Source organism: Kitasatospora sp. NPDC096147 (genome assembly GCF_044763225.1).
GTDB lineage: Bacteria > Actinomycetota > Actinomycetes > Streptomycetales > Streptomycetaceae > Kitasatospora.
Window position 1 is genome coordinate 59,836 of sequence record NZ_JBIWFX010000011.1, and the last position, 18,636, is coordinate 78,471.

The window sequence follows — 18,636 nt, forward strand, 5'->3', positions numbered from 1 at the left end:
CCGCAGGGGTCGGCGCCCAGCGCCCCCGGGACGGCCCCTAACGAGCCTGCTGCCACCAGGTGACGAGCCGGCGGAGCCCGTCCTCCAGGCCCAGCTCCGGCTTCCAGCCGAGGTCGCGCTCGGCCGCCGAGATGTCCGCCAGCCGCCGGGTCACGCCGCCGGCGGTCTCCCGGGCCGGGCCGTGCTCGACGTCCAGCTCCGAGTCCATCGCGGCCAGCAGCGCGTCCGCCAGCCCGCGCAGCGAGACCTCGCTCGCCGAGGCGATGTTGTAGACCCGGTCCGTCACCGGAGCCGCCGCCGCCAGCAGGTTGGCCCGGGCGATGTCCTCGGTGTAGACGAAGTCCATGGTCTGGGCACCGTCGCCGAAGATCAGCGGGGGCTGGCCGCCGATGATCCGCTCCATCCAGCGGATGAAGACCTCGGTGTACTTGCCGTGCACGTCCATCCGGGGGCCGTACACGTTGAAGTACCGGAGCGCGACGTAGTCCAGGCCGTACATCGCGTGGAAGGAGCGCAGCAGGCCCTCGTTGAAGACCTTGGCCGCCCCGTACAGGGTGTCGTTGTTGTAGGGGTGCTGGGTCTCCGGCGTCGGGAAGACGTCGGCCAGCCCGTAGACCGAGGCGGTCGAGGAGGCGATGACCTTCTTCACCCCGCACTCGGCCGCCGCCTCGACCACGTCGAAGGTGCCGTCCACCATGATCTCCAGCGCCAGCCGGGGCTCGGTGGCGCACTGGGTGATCCGGATCGCCGCCAGGTGGAACAGCAGGTCGGTGTCGTCGCCGAGCAGCTCGCGCAGCAGCGCGCGGTCCCGGATGTCACCGTCCACCACCCGCAACTGCCCCGGTGCGGCGGCGGCTTCGGCGTCCGCCAGGTTGGCCATCCGGCCCCGGACGAAGTTGTCCAGCACCACGACCTCGCGGGCCCCGGCGGCGATCAGTTGGTCGACCACGGTGGAGCCGATGGTGCCGGCACCTCCGGTGACCAGGCAGCGGGAACCCTCGATCGGTACGGCGTTCATCGGGCGGTGGCCCTCTCCTGTGCGGTGATCAGTTCTACGTCGTCGTCGGCGTCCACCGGCACGGTGGCACCGCCGAGTTCGAGGCTGCGCGACGCGGCGTGCAGCAGCTTGAGGACCCGCAGGCCGGACCGGCCGTCGGTGAGCGGGGCCCGGCCCTCGGTGATGGCGGCGGCGAACTCGGCCATCACGTTGCGCAGCGCCTCCTGCTCGACCAGCGCGGGGGCGACCATCTCGCCGACCCGGTAGGAGATCAGCGCCTGGTGCCGGATGGCGTCGGTCAGCTCGTCCGGCGGGGTGAGGTCCACGCCCCGGTCGTGCACGGCGAGCCGGGCCTGCGGGTTGAGGTCGTCCCAGACCAGGGTGCGGCGGGAGCCGCCGATCATGGTGGTGCGGACCTTGGTCGGGGAGAGCCAGTTGACGTGGCAGTGCGCCAGCGCGCCGTTGGACAGCCGGACCGTCAGGTACGCGACGCAGGCCCGGCCGGCCCCGATCGGGTCGGCGCCCTGGGCGCTCACCCCGACCGGCTCGACGCCCGGCGGCAGCACGAAGTCCAGGATCGAGAGGTCGTGCGGGGCCAGGTCCCAGAGCACGTCCACGTCCGGCTGGACCAGCCCGAGGTTGATCCGCACCGAGTCGAAGAACTGCACGTCGCCGATCTCGCCGCCGTGCACCAGCTCGCGGATCCGGCGCACAACCGGGGTGTAGCAGAAGGTGTGATCGGTCATCAGCACCAGGCCGCGCTCCTCCGCCAGCTCGCAGAGCTCGGCGGCCTCCTCGACCGAGGTGGTGATCGGCTTCTCCACCAGCACGTGCTTGCCGGCCTCCAGGGCCGCCCGCACCAGCTTGTAGTGGCCGGCCGCCGGGGTGGCGATGGCCACCGCGCGGACCCGCTCGTCGGCCAGCACCTCCTCGTACGAGGTGGTGGGCCGCACCGTGCTGTACTCGCCCAGCACCCGGCGGGACTTGGCCTCGTCCAGGTCGCAGAGCCAGTGCAGCCGCAGGGCCGCCGTCTGCTGCGCGTTGCGCACCAGGTTCGGCCCCCAGTAGCCCGCTCCGACCACCGCCATGCCGATCCGCTCGGCGGCCCGTGATCCGGGCGCGCCCGCCGTCTCCACGTGCTCGCCCGGCGCCTCGTGCGCCACTTGGTCAGCCGTGTTCGTCATCGCAAGACCCCCCTTGCCCGACATCCGAGGGCATCGTCGTGGCCGCGCACCGATCCCCCGGCGGACGGCGGCCCGGCCCATGGTGCGGAACGCTATCTGCTGTCATCGGCGCTCGGGGGGCGAATCGGGAAACCGTGTGGGAATGGTGAAGCGTGGTGGGGCACGCACCCCCGGCGCGCCCCGTGTCGGCGGCATTTGGCAGGCTTGTGCCCTAACGTGGCGCACCGGAGCGCCACCCGCCGAGGGGCGGCTGGCCAGGTGAGGAGCAGTCATGGAGCCGTCGGAGCAGGCCCCGACGCTGCGCCACCACCGGGACAGCCTGCTGCCCGCGGTGGCCGCCGCACTCTCGCTGAAGAACGGCACCGTGCACACCCTGGCCGGGCACAAGCCGGACGAACTGCCCGAACTGCACCCGCTGGTCGGCGAGTTCCTCACCACGCTGCCGGTGGACCAGCGCGAGCGCTTCCTCGGGCGCTGCCCGGAGGCGGTGCTGCTCTCGCGCTACCTGGCCGAGGTGGACACCGGCCGGTCCAAGCGGGCCGCCCGCAAGCCGCTGACCTTGCACGACGCCCGCAAGTCGCTCAAGGGCGCCCGGCTGACCACCGTCCGGATCCGCGAGGAGGGCGATCCGGCGCACGGCACCCACGCCCCGCCCTGCCGGTCCTGCGAGCCGCTGCTGGCCCACTTCCAGGTCGCCAGCGTGGCCGTCGGTCCCACCGCTCCTTGACCGCCCCTTGACCTCACGCCCGCCGACCCCGCGCCCCGCACCCGTGGACACCGTGCCCGTGGACGCCCCACCCGTGAACACCTTGCCCGTGAACACCGCGCCCGCCCGCACCACGTCCTTACGCACCGTCAGTCTGGAGCCCGCTCTGAACTCCGCCCTCCGCACCCAGCCCCGCTTCCCCGCCGACGTGGCCGCCGAGCTCAAGCAGGCCGGCTGGCACCCCGGCCGCTGGCAGATCCGGCAGGCCGAGGAGTGGGCCGACGCGCTGGTCGCGCACGGCGATCCGCAGGGGGTGCAGCACTCCGTCTTCCCGGCCGCGATCGAGGCCTGGGCCGAGTTCGGCGGGCTGGCCTTCGACCTGTCCGGCGCCGGCCGGGAGATCGCCCGCACCCCCTTCCTGCTGGACCCGCGCCGCGGCCTGCACCAGCCCCGGACCCTGGCCGACCTGGGCCGGGCGCTCGGCCGCCGGGTCGCCCCGCTGGGCGAGGAGGCGTACGGGCAGGCCCTGCTGGCACTGGACGAGGACGGCCGGGTCTACAGCCTGGACCACGCCGGCGAGTGGTACCTCGGCCGCTCGGTGGACCAGGCCGTCGGCACCCTGGTACTCGGCCTCCGGCCCGAACGGCTGCTCCCGCTCGACGCCTGACGCCCCCTCACCCCCGGGCGCGCACGGCGGACACCCCCCGGCGCGCACCGGCCCGGTCACCCCGCACCGCGCCACCGCGAGCCGCCCCGCTCCGCGCTCCGCAGGGCGCACCCGCCTCGGCGGAGCCGTCGGCCCCCGCCCGCCCCGACCGTCCCCGGCCCTAGGCGAGCCGGCTGTCCTGCACCGCGAGCCGCGAGGGCAGCAGTGCCTCGACCCGGAAGCCGCCGTCCGCCTCCGGCCCGGCGGAGAAGCTGCCGCCCAGCGCCACCACCCGCTCCCGCATGCCGACCAGCCCGTTGCCCCCGCTCGGCAGCCCGGCCCGCTTGGCCGCACCGCCCGGGCACTCGTTCAGCACCGCGACCCGCACCCCGTTCGGCACGTACGCCAGCAGCACCGTCACCCGGGCTCCGCCGGCGTGCTTGTGAGCGTTGGTCAGCCCCTCCTGCACCACCCGGTACGCGGTCTGCTCCGCCTCGGTGGTGTACGGCAGCCGGCTGCCGCTCACCGTCAGGGTGACCGGCATCCCGGCCGCCTCCGACTGCGAGACCAGCCCGGGCAGCCCGGACAGGTCGTCCACCCCGAGCACGCGCTCCTCCGACATCCTCAGCACCCCGAGGATCTCGCGCAGTTCGTTCAGCGCCTGCCGCCCGACCTCGCCCATCAGCTTGGCGCTCTGCTGGGCCTTCTCCGGGTCCTTGGCGACGATCCGCTCCAGCGCCCCGGCGTGCACCACCATCAGGGACACCCGGTGCGCCACCACGTCGTGCATCTCCCGGGCGATCCGGGTCCGTTCCTCCAGCCGGGCCCGGCGGGCCCGCTCCTGGGCCTGCTCGGCCAGCAGGTCGAGCTCGGTCTCCAGGCCGTGCGCCCGGTCCTTGAGGCTCTCCACCAGCCGCCGCCGGGCACCCAGGTAGAGGCCGGTCACCACCGGCGGCACCGTCACGCCGACCGAGACCAACACCGCGATCAGCACCAGCACCCAGATCGGCGGTGTGCCCTCCTCCGGCGGCACCGGCTCGAACATGCCGAACAGCACCACCGCGACGGTCTCCGCGAAGGCCAGCGCCGACAGCGAGATCACCCGGCCGCGTCTGGACGGCCACTCCCAGGTGGCCGCCAGGGTGTACAGCGACACCACCAGCAGCACCACGCCGAACGAGCCGGGCACGAACAGCAGGGCCAGCACCACCGGCACGGCAGGCCAGCGCCGCCGCACCACCAGCGAGGCCCCGCACAGCGCCCCCAGCGCGGCGGTGGCCACCCCCCACGGGGTGTCCCAGTGGAACTTCTGCACCGCCGTGGCGTAGGCCCCGACCGCACACTCCAGGGCGGCCAGCAGGGCCAGCCCGACATCCAGCACCACGCTGCGGCGCCGCCCCCACCACCAGAGTGATCGGCCCGGCCCGCCCCCGTCCGGCGAGTTGCTCATGCCGCCCAGCCTAGGGCAGCGCCCGAGCGCCGGGCACCCGAGTAACAGGTCGTCAGCGGGGCGACCTGACAAGGTCGGCCCCGCTCCGTACGGTCGGGGCACGCGGACCGTCCGACCAGCCCCGGCAGATCGACGGAGGACCAGCCCTGACCGCCAATCAGACCCGTTCCCCGGGGTACCACCGGGATCGGCGGTGTCCGGCATTCGGTTACCCGGGTGAGATGGCACGGGGTGCCACCTATGCTGGTCGCGTCGGACAGCGAGGTCCGCGCGAGCCGTTGCCGAACCCCACCACCACAGGGAGCCAGCCGTGACCGCTCCGGTCCCCACCTCGGCGGAGAACCCGATCGCCGACAACGCCGCCCTGCGCGCGGACATCCGTCGCCTCGGCGACCTGCTGGGCGAGACCCTGGTCCGCCAGGAGGGTCCCGAACTGCTCGGCCTGGTCGAACAGGTACGCCTGCTCAGCCGCACCGACGGCGAGTCCACCGCCGAACTGCTCTCCGGCATCGACCTGGAGACCGCGGCGAAGCTGGTCCGGGCCTTCTCCACCTACTTCCACCTGGCCAACGTCACCGAGCAGGTGCACCGCGGCCGCGAGTTCGCCACCCGCCGGGCCAAGGAGGGCTCGCTGCTGGCGCAGACCGCCGACCAGCTGGCCGAGGCCGATCCCAAGCACCTGGAAGACACCCTGGCGAACCTCGCGGTCCGCCCGGTCTTCACCGCGCACCCGACCGAGGCCGCCCGCCGCTCGGTGCTCAACAAGCTCCGCCGGATCGGCGAGCTGCTGGAGCGCATCCACCGCGAGCAGGCCGCCTCCGGCGCCGACCCGGCCCGGCAGAGCTCGGCCAAGCGGCAGGCCGACCGCCGGCTCGCCGAGGTGATCGACCTGCTCTGGCAGACCGACGAGCTCCGGATCGCCCGCCCCGAGCCCACCGACGAGGCCCGGAACGCGGTCTACTACCTGGACGAGCTCTACCGCGAGGCCGTCCCCGAGGTGCTGGAGGAGCTGCACGAGGAGCTGGCCCGGGTCGGCCTCGCCCTCCCCGAGGGCGTCCGCCCGCTGACCTTCGGCACCTGGATCGGCGGCGACCGGGACGGCAACCCGAACGTCACCCCGGCCGTCACCTGGGACGTGCTCAACCTCCAGCACGAGTACGGCATCAAGGACGCCCTGGCCGCCGTCGACGACCTGCGCAGCTCGCTCTCCACCTCGGTCCGCCTGGCCGGCGCCTCCGAGGAGCTGCTCGCCTCGCTGGAGGCCGACCTGCGGGTGCTGCCCGAGCTGAGCCCGCGCTACAAGCGGATGAACGCCGAGGAGCCCTACCGGCTCAAGGCCACCTGCGTCCGGCTCAAGCTGGAGAACACCCGCGAGCGCCTGGCGGCCGGCACCCCGCACCTGCCCGGCCGGGACTACCTGGGCACCCGCGAGCTGGTCGCCGACCTCAAGCTCATCCAGGACTCGCTGCGCGCCCACCGGGGCGGCCTGATCGCCGACGGCCGGCTGGCCCGCGCCATCCGCACCGTCGAGGCCTTCGGCCTGCAGCTCGCCACCATGGACGTCCGCGAGCACGCCGAGGCCCACCACCACACCCTCGGCCAGCTCTTCGACCGGCTCGGCGAGGAGGCCTGGCGCTACTCCGACATGCCGCGCGAGTACCGCCAGAAGCTGCTCGCCAAGGAGCTCCGCTCCCGCCGCCCGCTGGCGCCGACCCCGGCCCCGCTGGACCCGGCCGGCACCAAGACCCTGGGCGTCTTCAACACCATCCGCGAGGGCTTCGAGCGGTTCGGCGACGAGATCGTGGAGAGCTACATCATCTCCATGTGCCAGGGCGCCGACGACGTCTTCGCCGCCACCGTGCTGGCCCGCGAGGCCGGCCTGATCGACCTGCACGCCGGGATCGCCAAGATCGGCATCGTGCCGCTGCTGGAGACCACCGACGAGCTCCAGCAGGCCGACCGGATCCTCGACGAGATGCTCTCCGACCCGTCCTACCGCCTGCTGGTCTCGCTCCGCGGCGACATCCAGGAGGTCATGCTCGGGTACTCCGACTCCTCCAAGTTCGGCGGCATCACCACCTCCCAGTGGGAGATCCACCGGGCCCAGCGCCGGCTGCGCGACGTGGCCCACCGCTACGGCATCCGGCTGCGGCTCTTCCACGGCCGCGGCGGCACCGTCGGCCGCGGCGGCGGCCCCTCGCACGAGGCCATCCTGGCCCAGCCCTGGGGCACCCTGGAGGGCGAGATCAAGGTGACCGAGCAGGGCGAGGTCATCTCCGACAAGTACCTGCTCCCCTCCCTCGCCCGGGAGAACCTGGAGCTCACCATCTCGGCCACGCTGGCCGCCTCCGCGCTGCACACCTCCCCGCGCCAGGCCCCCGAGGAGCTGGCCCGCTGGGACGCCGCGATGGACCGGGTCTCCGAGGCCGCGCACACCGCGTACCGCGCCCTGGTCGAGCAGGAGGACCTGCCGAAGTACTTCTTCGCGGCCACCCCGGTCGACCAGCTGGCCTCGCTCCACCTGGGCTCCCGCCCGTCCCGCCGCCCCGACTCCGGCGCCGGCCTGGACGGCCTGCGGGCCATCCCGTGGGTCTTCGGCTGGACCCAGTCCCGGCAGATCGTGCCCGGCTGGTACGGCGTCGGCTCCGGCCTGGCGGCGGCCCGCGAGGCGGGCCTCGGCGACGTGCTGGACGAGATGCACGGCCAGTGGCACTTCTTCCGCAACTTCCTGTCCAACGTCGCCATGACGCTGGCCAAGACCGACCTGCGGATCGCCCGCCACTACGTCGAGCAGCTGGTGCCGGCCGAGCTGCACCACGTCTTCGACCAGATCGTGGCCGAGCACGAGCTGACCCTCCGTGAGGTGCTGCGCCTCACCGGCGAGTCCGAACTCCTGGAGCACAACGAGGTGTTGAAGCAGACCTTCCAGGTCCGCGACGCCTACCTCGACCCGATCTCCTACCTCCAGGTCGCCCTGCTCCGCCGCCAGCGCGAGCTGGTCGCCCAGGGCCGCGAGGAGGACCCGCTGCGGGCCCGCGCCCTGCTGCTGACGGTCAACGGCATCGCGGCCGGCCTGCGCAACACCGGCTGACGGCCGGTCGGGCACGACGAGGGGGCGGCCCCCGGGGATCTTCCCCGGGGGCCGCCCCCTTCTCCGTGACTAGTGGGTGCCCGGCCGGCCGGTCCGACGGCGGCGCAGCCACATCGCCGCACCACCGGCCGCGACCACCAGGCCGCCGCCGACCGCGTACAGCCCGGAGCCGCCCTCCAGATCGACGTCCCCCGACCCGGGGAACTGGGCGGCGGCGGGCTCCGGCGTGACGCTCGGCTCGACCGCCTGCGCCGCCGGCGCCCCCAGCGCCGTGACCAGCAGTGCCGTCCCGCCGACCAGCCGACCGACCCGCACCCGCCGCGACCGAACCACGGTCCCTACCCCCTGTACCGACCCCTCAACCCTACGCACAGGACGACGCTATCGGATCGGACCGGTCGTTCCCACACGGTTTCCGGAACGAGCAGGCAAGCGTTGCACGACCGTTGCGCGAACCGCGCGCACTCCTTGACGGACCGTCAGGAGTTGTACGTGGACTGGGCCCGTTCCAGACCCTCCGTCAGCAGCGCCTCGACCGCGTCGGCGGAGCGGTCGACGAACCAGTCCAGCTCCTTGCGCTCGGTGGACGAGAAGTCCTTGAGCACGAAGTCCGCCACCTCCATCCGGCCCGGCGGCCGGCCGATGCCGCAGCGCACCCGGTGGTACTCCGGGCCGAGCGACTTGGTGATGGACTTCAGGCCGTTGTGCCCGTTGTCCCCGCCGCCGAGCTTGAGCCGCAGGGCCGCGTAGTCGAGGTCCAGCTCGTCGTGGACCGCCACGATCGCGCCGGTGGGCACCTTGTAGAAGTCGCGCAGTGCGGTGGTGGGCCCGCCGGAGAGGTTCATGAAGGTCATCGGCTTGGCCAGCACCACCCGCCGCCCGCCGATCCGCCCCTCGGCGGTCTGCGCCCGGCTCTTGTGCGCCTTGAACCGGGCGCCGATCCGCTCGGCCAGCAGATCGGCCACCATGAAGCCGATGTTGTGCCGGTTCCGGGCGTACTGCTCCCCGGGGTTGCCGAGCCCGACCACCAGCCAGGGACCGTCGTAGTCGTCCATCTACCGCTCCTCCTGTTTCGCTTCGGCCATCATCCCGGACGCACCGCTGCCCCGGTCGCTCCGGAGGGAGCGACCGGGGCAGCGGTCAGGTGCGGGGTGAGGCTCAGGCCTCGGTGCCCTCGGCGGCCTCGTCGGCGGTCGGCTCGGCGGCCTGGGCGCCGATGACCTGCAGCACGACGGTGTCGGCCTCGACGGCGAGCTTGGCGCCCTTCGGCAGCTCGATGTCGCCGGCGGTGACGGAGGCACCGGCCTCCAGGCCCTCGACCGAGACGGTGACGGCCTCGGGCAGGTGGGTGGCCTCGGCCTCGATCGGCAGGGCGTTCAGGACGTGCTCGAGCAGGTTGCCACCGGCGGCCAGCTCGCCCTCGGTGTGGACCGGGACCTCGACGGTGACGGTCTCGCCGCGCTTCACCAGGAGGAGGTCGACGTGCTCGATGGAGCGCTTGATGGCCTCGCGCTGGACGGCCTTCGGCAGGACGTACTCGTCCTTGCCCTCGATCGGGACGACCAGCAGGGCGTTCGGGGTCTTGAGCGCCATCATCAGGTCGTGGCCGGGCAGGTTCAGGTGAACCGGGGCGAGGCCGTGGCCGTAGACGACACCGGGGACGAAGCCGGCGCGGCGGGCACGACGGGCGGCACCCTTGCCGAACTCGGTGCGGGACTCGGCGGCAAGGCGGATCTCGGACACGTCTGCTCCTCGTGAAGGTCCGGGTGCAGACAAGCGAAAACCGCCGAAGCCACACCCACAAATACGCTGGGGGTTCGCTCGGCGGCGGAGACGACGGACCGGGTAGGCCAGCGCGTCGATCACGGATACGGCACCGTTTTGGGCGCACAGCATCCCTCGCCGAGCAGTCTCACGAGTCTAACCGGGAAGCTCGTCAACCGTGAAATCCACCCCTCCCCGCCGAACCGCCCTCCCCCGGTCCCGACCGTCACCCCTCCCTCGCTGCTCCCTTTCGGCATCGGCGCGGTTCTCCGGCTCGGGAATTGAAATCGGCCCCCCGGCATGAATGCCGGGGGGCCGACCAGAGCTGACGACCCGTCAGCAGGGACGTTTCTTCGGGATCAGTGGACGCCCTCGAACAGGCTGGTGACCGAACCGTCCTCGAAGACCTCCTTGATCGCGGCGGCGATCGAGGGGGCGATGGAGAGGGTGGTCACCTTGTCCAGCTGGAGCTCCTGCGGGGTGGGCAGGGTGTTGGTGAAGACGAACTCGCTCACCCGGGAGTTCTTCAGGCGGTCGGCGGCCGGGCCGGAGAGCACGCCGTGGGTGGCGGCCACGATGACGTCGGCGGCGCCGTTCTCGTACAGCGCGTCGGCGGCGGCGCAGATGGTGCCGGCCGTGTCGATCATGTCGTCGACCAGGACGCAGATCCGGTCCTTGACGTCACCGACCACCTGGGCCGACAGGATGGTGTTGGCCTGGGTCAGGTCGCGGCGCTTGTGGATCACGGCCAGCGGGGCGCCGAGCCGGTCGCACCACTGGTCGGCGACCTTCACCCGGCCGGCGTCCGGCGAGACGATGGTCAGCTTGGAGCGGTCGGAGACCCGGTCGCCCACGTAGTCGGCCAGCATCGGCAGGGCGAACAGGTGGTCCACCGGGCCGTCGAAGAAGCCCTGGATCTGCGCGGTGTGCAGGTCCACCGCCATCAGGCGGTCGGCACCGGCGGTGCGCAGCAGGTCGGCGATCAGGCGGGCCGAGATGGGCTCGCGGCCGAGGTGCTTCTTGTCCTGCCGGGCGTAGCCGTAGAACGGCAGGATCGCCGTGATGGAGCGGGCCGAGGCCCGCTTCAGCGCGTCGATCATGATCAGCTGCTCCATGATCCACTGGTTGATGGGAGCCGTGTGGCTCTGCATCACGAAGCAGTCCGCCCCCCGGGCGGAATCCAGGAAGCGGACGTAGATCTCACCATTGGCGAAGTCGAGGGCCTTGGTGGGGACCAGCTCGGTCCCGAGCTCCGCGGCCACCTCCTCCGCCAGCTGGGTGTGGGCACGGCCGGAGAAGAGCCGCAGCTTCTTCTCACCCGACGTCGTGATCCCGCTCACTGAACCGTCTCCTCGCGTTGCTGCCGCATGGCCCCGCCGCACCGCGCCCGGGCAGGCGCCCGGGCGAGGTGGTCGACGAGTGGATGGGGGTACGCCCAGAACACGGGCCAGGGAGCCCAGTGGCGCACGTATGTACTCCAGGTTACGCGCTGGCCCGGGAAGCGTCCGCCCCGGGACCACCCTGCAAGATCCCCGGTGGGCCGTTCGGGTCCCTCAGGACTCCTGCGTCCCGGCAGCCTCGGCGGCCTTGGCCGAATCCGTACCGGGGCGCTTACGGGCCACCCAGCCCGCGATGTTGCGCTGCTGGGCGCGGGAGACGCCGAGCGCGCCGGCCGGGACGTCGTTGGTGATGACCGACCCGGCCGCGGTGTAGGCGCCGTCACCCACGGTGACCGGGGCGATGAACATGTTGTCCGAACCGGTGCGGCAGTGGGCGCCGATGGTGGTGCGGTGCTTGTTCACGCCGTCGTAGTTCACCGTGACGGAGGCGGCGCCGATGTTGCTGTGGGCGCCGATGGTGGCGTCGCCGATGTAGGAGAGGTGCGGCACCTTGGCGCCCTCGCCCAGCTCGGAGTTCTTGATCTCCACGTAGGTGCCGGCCTTGGCCTTGCGGGCCAGCCTGGCGCCCGGGCGCAGGTAGGCGTACGGGCCGACCTGGGCCAGCTCGCCGATCTCGGCACCGATCGCCGTGGTGTTGCTGACGGTGGCGCCGGGGCCGACGGCGGTGTCGGTCAGGGTGGAGTTCGGGCCGACCTCGCAGCCCTCGCCCAGGTGGGTGGCGCCGTGCAGCTGGGTGCCGGGCAGCACCACGGCGTCCGGCTCGTAGGTCACCTGGACGTCCAGCCAGGTGGTGGCCGGGTCGACCACGGTGACCCCGGCGCGCATCGCGCGCTCGACCAGACGGGCGTTCAGGATGCGGCGGGCCTCGGCCAGTTGGACCCGGTCGTTGATGCCGAGCACGTCGCGGTGGTCCTCGGCGACCACACCGCCGACCCGGTGGCCGTCCGCGCGGAGGATCTCCAGGGTGTCGGTGAGGTACTCCTCGCCCTGGGCGTTGTCGGTGGTGATCTTCGCGAGCGCCTCGGCCAGCCGCTCGGCGTCGAAGGCGAAGACGCCGGAGTTGATCTCGCGGACGGCCCGCTGGGCCTCGGTGGCGTCCTTCTCCTCCACGATCGCGGTCACCGCGTCGGTGGCGTCCCGCAGGATGCGGCCGTAGCCGGTGGAGTCGGGCACCTCGGCGGTCAGCACGGTGGCCGCGTTGCCCTGCCCGGCGTGCGCGTCGACCAGGGCGGCCAGGGTGGCGCCGGTGAGCAGCGGGGCGTCGCCGGTGGTGATCACCACGGTGCCGGACGGCTGCTCGCCCCGGGAGGCCAGCTCGGCCAGCGCGGTGCGGACGGCGTGGCCGGTGCCGTTCTGCTCCAGCTGCACGGCGGTGCTCACGCCCGGGTACTGCTCGGACAGGTGGGCCTGCACCAGCTCGCGCTGGTGGCCGACCACCACGACCAGCTGCCGGGGCGTCAGCTCCTGGGCGGCGGCCACCGCGTGGCCCACCAGGGTGCGCCCGCAGATCGGGTGCAGCACCTTGGGCAGCTTCGTGGACTTCATCCGCGTCCCGCCGCCGGCGGCGAGCACGATCACGGCGGCAGGGGTGTTGGCACTCACGCGGGAGGCTCCTCGGGTCGGCGGAGAGAGGGGAGGGTGCCCTGGGGGCGGTACTCCGCACGGCCGCACCGGGGCAGCTCAGAGACTATCGGGACATCCTGAACGAAAAGTCGTCAGCCTCCGGCCGGAGTACCCGGCGGAGGCTGGACCGAACGGCTCCCGGAGGAGGATTCGAACCCCCATAAGCTGGACCAAAACCAGCTGTCCTGCCCTTAGACGATCCGGGAAGGGCACACACCGCGTCAGCGTCCCGACGCGCGGTCCACAGCCTACGGGGTGCGGCGCCGCACATCCACCACCTTGCGCGCTCCCGGGCGGCCCGCGACACGTCTTCCCATCCGGGGCGGCATTACCTACGATGCCGTAGGTTACGGCTACGTAGGTAGCCCCTTCCCCTGAGGACCCGCCATGACGATCCAGGCCAGCGAGGCGCCCCCGGGAGCCGCCTCCGTCGCCGCCACCCAGCTGTCCGCCACCCGGGGCGGTGAGCAGCAGGGACTCGCCGAGCGCATCACGCTCGGCCTCTTCATCGGCGTGCCGTTCCTGGCCCTGGCGGCTGCCGTGCCGGTGGCCTGGGGCTGGGGGGTCGGCTGGACCGACCTGGCGATCATGACGGTGATGTACTTCGTCGCCTGCCACGGCATCACGGTCGGCTTCCACCGCTACTTCACCCACGGCTCGTTCAAGGCCAAGCGCCCGCTGGTGGTCGCGATGGCGATCGCCGGCAGCCTGGCCATCGAGGGCCCGGTGGTGCGCTGGGTCGCCGACCACCGCAAGCACCACCGGTTCAGCGACAAGGACGGCGATCCGCACTCCCCGTGGCGCTACGGCGAGTCGGTGCCCGCGCTGATGAAGGGCCTCTGGTGGGCCCACATGGGGTGGCTCTTCGACGAGGAGCAGACCCCGCAGATGAAGTACGCCCCCGACCTGGTCAACGACCCGGTGATAAGGGCGGTCTCCCGGCTGTTCTGGCTCTGGACGCTGATCTCGATGCTGCTGCCGCCGCTGATCGGCGGGCTGGTCTCGATGAGCTGGCAGGGTGCGCTGACCGCCTTCTTCTGGGGCTCGCTGGTCCGGGTGGCCCTGCTGCACCACGTCACCTGGTCGATCAACTCGATCTGCCACGCGGTCGGCGAGCGCCCGTTCAAGTCCCGGGACCGGTCCGGGAACGTCTGGTGGCTGGCCGTGCTGTCCTGCGGCGAGTCCTGGCACAACCTGCACCACGCCGACCCGACCTCGGCCCGGCACGGGGTGCTCCGCTTCCAGGTCGACTCCTCCGCCCGGCTGATCCGCTGGTTCGAGCAGCTCGGCTGGGCCCGGGACGTCCGCTGGCCGGACGAGGCCCGGATCGCCGCCCGCCGCTCCGCATGACCCGACGTCTACAGCATGATGTAAGGGTGAACGGGAGCAACGGAGACAGCGCAGCCGGCCGGACCGACCGGGCGGAGGCCGCCGCCGGCGCGCCCGCCTCCCCCGGCTCGCCCGCCCCGCGCGCCCGGGCCGCCGCTCCCGCCGCCCGCGGCACCTCCGCCCGCACCGCCCCGGCCCGGTCGGCCGCCCGGGGCGGCAAGGGCCGGGTCCGGATGACCGGCAAGCAGCGCCGCGAGCAGCTGCTCGACATCGGCCGCACGGTCTTCGCCGAGCGCGGCTACGACGGCACCTCGGTGGAGGAGATCGCCGAGCGGGCCGGGGTCTCCAAGCCGGTGGTGTACGAGCACTTCGGCGGCAAGGAGGGGCTCTACGCGGTGGTGGTCGACCGCGAGATGCAGCTGCTGCTGGACATGGTCACCGGCGCCCTCACCGGGGGGCACTCCCGGGAGCTGCTGGAGCAGGCCGCGTTCGCGCTGATGGACTACATCGACACCTCGACCGACGGCTTCAAGATCCTGGTCCGGGACTCCCCGGTGGCCCAGTCCACCGGCTCGTTCGCCTCGCTGATCAGCGACATCGCCACCCAGGTCGAGGACATCCTGGGCCTGGAGTTCAAGTCCCGGGGCTTCGACGCCCGGCTGGCCCCGATGTACTCGCAGATGCTGGTCGGCATGGTGGCGCTCACCGGCCAGTGGTGGCTGGAGGTCCGCAAGCCGGGCAAGGCCGAGGTCGCGGCGCACCTGGTGAACCTGGCCTGGCACGGGCTGGAGGGCCTGGAGCGGCACCCCAAGCTGGTCGGTGACCGGCAGCAGTGAGTGGCGGTTGACCTCCGGGTGTCCGAAGTCTTGACGTCAAGAGGCTTTATATCGACACACCCGTGGATACACTGATCCACATGGAGGACGAGGTCGACCGGCTGGTCGCTGCATGGCGCCGAGAGCGCCCCGACCTCGACGTGGAACCGCTCGAGGTGCTCAGCCGGGTCAGCCGGCTCGCCCGGCACCTGGACCGGGCCCGCCGCACGGCCTTCGCCGAGCACGGCCTGGAGCCCTGGGAGTTCGACGTCCTCACCGCGCTGCGCCGGGCCGGATCCCCGTACCAGCTCTCCCCCGGGCAGTTGCTCACCCAGACCCTGGTCACCTCCGGCACCATGACCAACCGGATCGACCGGCTCACCGGCAAGGGCCTGGTGGTCCGGCTGCCCGATCCGGACGACCGGCGCGGCGTGCTGGTGCGGCTCACCGAGGACGGGCAGGAGCGGGCGGACCAGGCGCTGGCCGGGCTGCTGACCCACGAGCGGGCCCTGCTGGCCGAGCTGACCGGCCCTCAGCGGGCCGAGCTGGCCACCCTGCTGCGGCTGCTGATCGCCCCCTTCGACCAGGCCTGACACCCGCTCCCGACCGGACGGCGGGCCGGCCGATGCGCCGACCTGCGCATCTGGCCGTGCCACCGCCGGGGACCCGGAGCGGACCCCCGACGGTGACGACCGGTCAGAAACCGTCCGGGTAGGGCGTGCTGAGCGCCGGGACGGGCTGCGGCTCCGGGGTGGTGTAGCCCGGCAGGATGGCGCCCAGCAGGCGGCGGACCTCCGGGTCGGAGTTCCCGGCGGCAGCCGCGTACAGGGCGGTCAGGGAGCCCGCCAGGTCCTCCGGGCCGGCCAGGTCGTCGGCCACCGTGGCGTAGATCCGGGCGTGCGCGGTGGGGAGCCGCTCCTCGCCCTCGGAGAACAGCGCCTCGTTCAGCTTCTCGCCGGCCCGCAGGCCGGTGTAGCGGATCTCCACCTCCTCCGCCTCCAGCTGCACCTGGCGGGCGAAGTTGTGCACCAGGTCGACGATCCGGACCGGCTCGCCCATGTCGAGCACGAAGACCTCGCCGCCGTGCGCCATCCGGCCGGCCTCCAGGACCAGGCCGACGGCCTCCTCGATGGTCATGAAGAACCGGGTCACGTCGGGGTGGGTGACCGTCACCGGGCCGCCGCTGCGCAGCTGTTCGGCCAGCACCGACAGCAGCGAGCCCCGGGAACCCAGCACGTTCCCGAAGCGGACGGCGGAGAAGACGCCGGTGCCGAGGTTGCGGGCGTCCCGGGCGTTGGCCTGGACGATCAGCTCGGCGAGGCGCTTGGAGGCACCGAGCACCGAGGTCGGGTCGGCCGCCTTGTCGGTGGAGATCAGCACGAACCGCTCCACGCCGGTGGCCAGCGCGGCCTCCACCAGGTTGTCGGTGCCGAGCACGTTCGACTTCACCGCCTCGCTGGGGTGGCGCTCCAGCAGCGGCAGGTGCTTGTGCGCGGCGGCGTGGAAGACCACCTCGGGGCGCAGGTCGCGGAAGATCTGCTGGATCCGCGGCCGGTCCCGGATGTCGGCGATCACCAGCGAGTCGTCGGTGAGCAGCGCCTCGCCCCAGATCTCCAGCTGGAGCCGGTGCAGGTTGGACTCGTCGTGGTCCAGCATGTAGAGCTCGGACGGGCCGAACGCGTGCACCTGGCGGCAGAGTTCGCTGCCGATCGAGCCGCCGGCGCCGGTCACCAGCACCCGCTTGCCCTCGATCACGGCCCGCACGTCGGAGGAGACCACGTGCACCTCGTGACGGCCGATCAGCCGGTTCACGTCCAGGCTGCGCAGGTCGGAGCCGACCACCTCGCGGCGCAGCGCCGCCAGGAAGGACGGCAGGTAGCGGACGGCCGCGCCGGCCGCGGCGGCGGCGGTGGCCAGCGCGCGGACCTTCTGGTGGGCCAGCCCGGGGATGGCCAGCACCACCACCTGGGCGCGGCTCTTCACGGCCTGCTCGGTGAGCTCGGCCAGGGTGCCCAACACGGGCACCCCGCCGACCAGTTCGCCCGCCTTCAGCGGGTCGTCGTCGAGCAGACCGACCGGGACCAGTCCGAACTCGGGGGTCCGGCCGAGGTCGCGGACCAGCGCGGAGCCGGCCGCGCCGGCCCCGACGACTATGGTGCGCAGCCCGCCGCGCCCGTCGTCCTCTGACGACGGGTCGAGCGGGTTCAGGCGGTCGGCATTGCTGTACGGCGACATGGGTGTCCTCCGGATTCCCTGACCTGACGGAGTCGGTACCTGGGGCATGGGGGGCCGGTCAGCCGGCGCCGGGGCCTGCGGTCGAGGCGACGGTTGGGGTGGTTGGGGTGGGGTGCTGGGGAGGCCCGGACGGTTCGGACGGGCTGACGCCCGCCCGCCGGGCCACGGCCACGGCGGCGAGGGTGGAGTGCACCCCCAACTTGCCGAGCACGTTCTGCATGTGGGTGCGGACGGTGTGCGGCGAGAGGTAGAGCCGCTCCGCGACGGCCTGCCGGCCGAGACCGGCCACCATGCAGCGGAGCACCTCCTCCTCACGCGGCGTCAGCGTCTCCACCAGCCGCTCGCTCTCCGTCCGGTCCCGCCGGGCGGCGGTCAACTCCCGGACCACACCGGTGAGCAGGGTCGGCGGGAGGTGGGTCTCACCGCGCAGCACGCCCCGGATCACGGCCATCAGGCGCGGCAGCGAGCTGTCCTTGGCCACCCAGCCACCGGCGCCGGACTGCAGGGCCCGGACCGCTCGGCGCGGGTCGTCCTCGGTGGCCAGCACCACGGCCCGCAGCTCCGGATGGCTCCGGCAGGCCCGGGCGAGCAGGAGCAGTCCGTCCGGTGCGGGGCCGACCGGACGGGGCGGGGGCACGGCGGTGAGCGGGCCGGACGGTCTCCGGGGTGCCGGGGCACGGCCCGGCGGTGCCTCCGCCTCCACCGGGCGGCCCGGTCGGCGGGCGGCGGCCCCCAGGTCGGCGTCGACCAGGACGACGTCGAACGGACGTCCCTCGGCGGCGGCCCGCTCCAGGGCGCGCTCGGCCCCGGCCGCGCTGCCGGCCACACCTACCTCGACATCGGGCTCGGCGGCCAGGGTGGCCGCCAGTGCCTCGGCGAAGATGCGGTGGTCGTCGACCACCAGGACGCGTACCCGCCCCATCGTCGTACCCCCCTGCTCAGGTGCCGACCCCCACCGGTACCGGACTCAGCGTACGGAAGTGGGAGGCGGGTCGGTGGGGGTTTCGTGAAGTTCCGTGCGGCACCCGGGGAGCGTGCGGGGGCCGGTACGGGCGGCGGCGGCACGGTTCGTCCCGGGAGCAGCGCGGCCCGGCACGGGCGCCCCGGGCGGCGCGAAGACCCTTGCGGCGCTGGTCACTTGGGGGCGGCGCCCGGCGCTCCGGCGAGGGCGCGCGGCGGCGGCGAGGGCGGCGTCGGGCCGCCGGGAGAGACCGCCGCCGGCGGCGGGGCATCCGCAGGGCGGGCGGCGGCCGGGGCCCGATCGGGCACCGGACGGACTGGTGACGCAGGGTCAGGACGGACGGCGGCAGTGGTCCGCAGCAGGTCGCCGCCCACCGACCCGACCCGGCCGGACGGGGGCGACCACCGGGCGGACCGCAGCCGGCTGCCACCTCCG

The 18,636-nt window shown here is 73.1% G+C and carries 16 protein-coding genes and 1 tRNA gene; 6 read left to right on the forward strand and 11 right to left on the reverse strand.

What is annotated here, in order from left to right:
- Positions 1–37: 37 nt before the first annotated feature.
- Positions 38–1,018 (reverse strand): NAD-dependent epimerase/dehydratase family protein, encoded by a 981-nt coding sequence (locus ACIRBX_RS28495; protein ID WP_402300900.1) that lies wholly within the window; start codon positions 1,016–1,018, stop codon positions 38–40.
- Entirely contained in the window at positions 1,015–2,181 is a 1,167-nt protein-coding gene (locus tag ACIRBX_RS28500) for a Gfo/Idh/MocA family protein (protein WP_402300902.1), read from the reverse strand. The genes ACIRBX_RS28495 and ACIRBX_RS28500 overlap by 4 nt, the downstream gene beginning before the upstream one ends.
- Before the next feature lie 271 nt (positions 2,182–2,452).
- Here ACIRBX_RS28500 and ACIRBX_RS28505 point away from each other — a divergent pair, with 271 nt between their 5' ends.
- Both ACIRBX_RS28505 and ACIRBX_RS28510 read left to right on the forward strand, forming a co-directional pair.
- A complete protein-coding gene (locus ACIRBX_RS28505; RefSeq protein ID WP_402300904.1) occupies positions 2,453–2,908 on the forward strand; it encodes a YwqJ-related putative deaminase in 456 nt (151 codons plus the stop codon).
- A 133-nt stretch (positions 2,909–3,041) separates the two neighbouring features.
- Positions 3,042–3,554 (forward strand): SUKH-3 domain-containing protein, encoded by a 513-nt coding sequence (locus ACIRBX_RS28510; protein WP_402301232.1) that lies wholly within the window; start codon positions 3,042–3,044, stop codon positions 3,552–3,554.
- Positions 3,555–3,714: 160 nt separating this feature from the next.
- Here the strand turns inward: ACIRBX_RS28510 and ACIRBX_RS28515 are convergent, their stop codons facing one another.
- Entirely contained in the window at positions 3,715–4,983 is a 1,269-nt protein-coding gene (locus ACIRBX_RS28515; RefSeq protein ID WP_402300906.1) for a sensor histidine kinase, read from the reverse strand.
- A gap of 310 nt (positions 4,984–5,293) precedes the next feature.
- Here ACIRBX_RS28515 and ppc point away from each other — a divergent pair, with 310 nt between their 5' ends.
- A complete protein-coding gene (gene ppc / locus ACIRBX_RS28520; protein ID WP_402300908.1) occupies positions 5,294–8,074 on the forward strand; it encodes a phosphoenolpyruvate carboxylase in 2,781 nt (926 codons plus the stop codon).
- A gap of 69 nt (positions 8,075–8,143) precedes the next feature.
- Here the strand turns inward: ppc and ACIRBX_RS28525 are convergent, their stop codons facing one another.
- The 6 genes from ACIRBX_RS28525 to ACIRBX_RS28550 form a co-directional block, all read right to left on the reverse strand.
- Positions 8,144–8,407, reverse strand: a complete 264-nt coding sequence (locus ACIRBX_RS28525) for a hypothetical protein (RefSeq protein WP_402300909.1) — start codon at positions 8,405–8,407, stop codon at positions 8,144–8,146.
- Positions 8,408–8,553: 146 nt separating this feature from the next.
- The gene (pth, locus tag ACIRBX_RS28530; protein WP_402300911.1) at positions 8,554–9,129 is read right to left on the reverse strand and encodes an aminoacyl-tRNA hydrolase; all 576 of its coding nucleotides are present in this window, start codon (positions 9,127–9,129) and stop codon (positions 8,554–8,556) included.
- A 103-nt stretch (positions 9,130–9,232) separates the two neighbouring features.
- Positions 9,233–9,817, reverse strand: coding sequence for a 50S ribosomal protein L25/general stress protein Ctc (locus ACIRBX_RS28535; protein WP_402300912.1), 585 nt, complete (start codon positions 9,815–9,817; stop codon positions 9,233–9,235).
- Positions 9,818–10,197: 380 nt separating this feature from the next.
- Positions 10,198–11,178 carry a ribose-phosphate diphosphokinase gene (locus ACIRBX_RS28540; RefSeq protein ID WP_402300915.1) on the reverse strand — a complete coding sequence of 327 codons (981 nt, stop codon included), beginning with the start codon at positions 11,176–11,178 and terminating at the stop codon, positions 10,198–10,200.
- 213 nt (positions 11,179–11,391) lie between these two features.
- Positions 11,392–12,840, reverse strand: coding sequence for a bifunctional UDP-N-acetylglucosamine diphosphorylase/glucosamine-1-phosphate N-acetyltransferase GlmU (gene glmU, locus ACIRBX_RS28545; RefSeq protein WP_402300916.1), 1,449 nt, complete (start codon positions 12,838–12,840; stop codon positions 11,392–11,394).
- Positions 12,841–12,996: 156 nt separating this feature from the next.
- Positions 12,997–13,067, reverse strand: a tRNA-Gln gene (locus ACIRBX_RS28550).
- A gap of 181 nt (positions 13,068–13,248) precedes the next feature.
- Between ACIRBX_RS28550 and ACIRBX_RS28555 the strand changes: the two genes are divergently transcribed.
- The 3 genes from ACIRBX_RS28555 (at position 13,249) to ACIRBX_RS28565 (ending at position 15,598) form a co-directional block, all read left to right on the forward strand.
- Positions 13,249–14,211, forward strand: coding sequence for an acyl-CoA desaturase (locus ACIRBX_RS28555; RefSeq protein WP_402300919.1), 963 nt, complete (start codon positions 13,249–13,251; stop codon positions 14,209–14,211).
- A gap of 26 nt (positions 14,212–14,237) precedes the next feature.
- Entirely contained in the window at positions 14,238–15,026 is a 789-nt protein-coding gene (locus ACIRBX_RS28560) for a TetR family transcriptional regulator (protein WP_402300920.1), read from the forward strand.
- 80 nt (positions 15,027–15,106) lie between these two features.
- On the forward strand, positions 15,107–15,598 hold the full coding sequence (locus ACIRBX_RS28565) for a MarR family winged helix-turn-helix transcriptional regulator (RefSeq protein ID WP_402301235.1): 492 nt from the start codon (positions 15,107–15,109) through the stop codon (positions 15,596–15,598).
- A gap of 103 nt (positions 15,599–15,701) precedes the next feature.
- Here the strand turns inward: ACIRBX_RS28565 and ACIRBX_RS28570 are convergent, their stop codons facing one another.
- Both ACIRBX_RS28570 and ACIRBX_RS28575 read right to left on the reverse strand, forming a co-directional pair.
- On the reverse strand, positions 15,702–17,240 hold the full coding sequence (locus ACIRBX_RS28570) for a polysaccharide biosynthesis protein (RefSeq protein ID WP_402300923.1): 1,539 nt from the start codon (positions 17,238–17,240) through the stop codon (positions 15,702–15,704).
- 58 nt (positions 17,241–17,298) lie between these two features.
- Positions 17,299–18,162, reverse strand: coding sequence for a LuxR C-terminal-related transcriptional regulator (locus ACIRBX_RS28575; RefSeq protein ID WP_402300926.1), 864 nt, complete (start codon positions 18,160–18,162; stop codon positions 17,299–17,301).
- Positions 18,163–18,636: the final 474 nt, after the last annotated feature.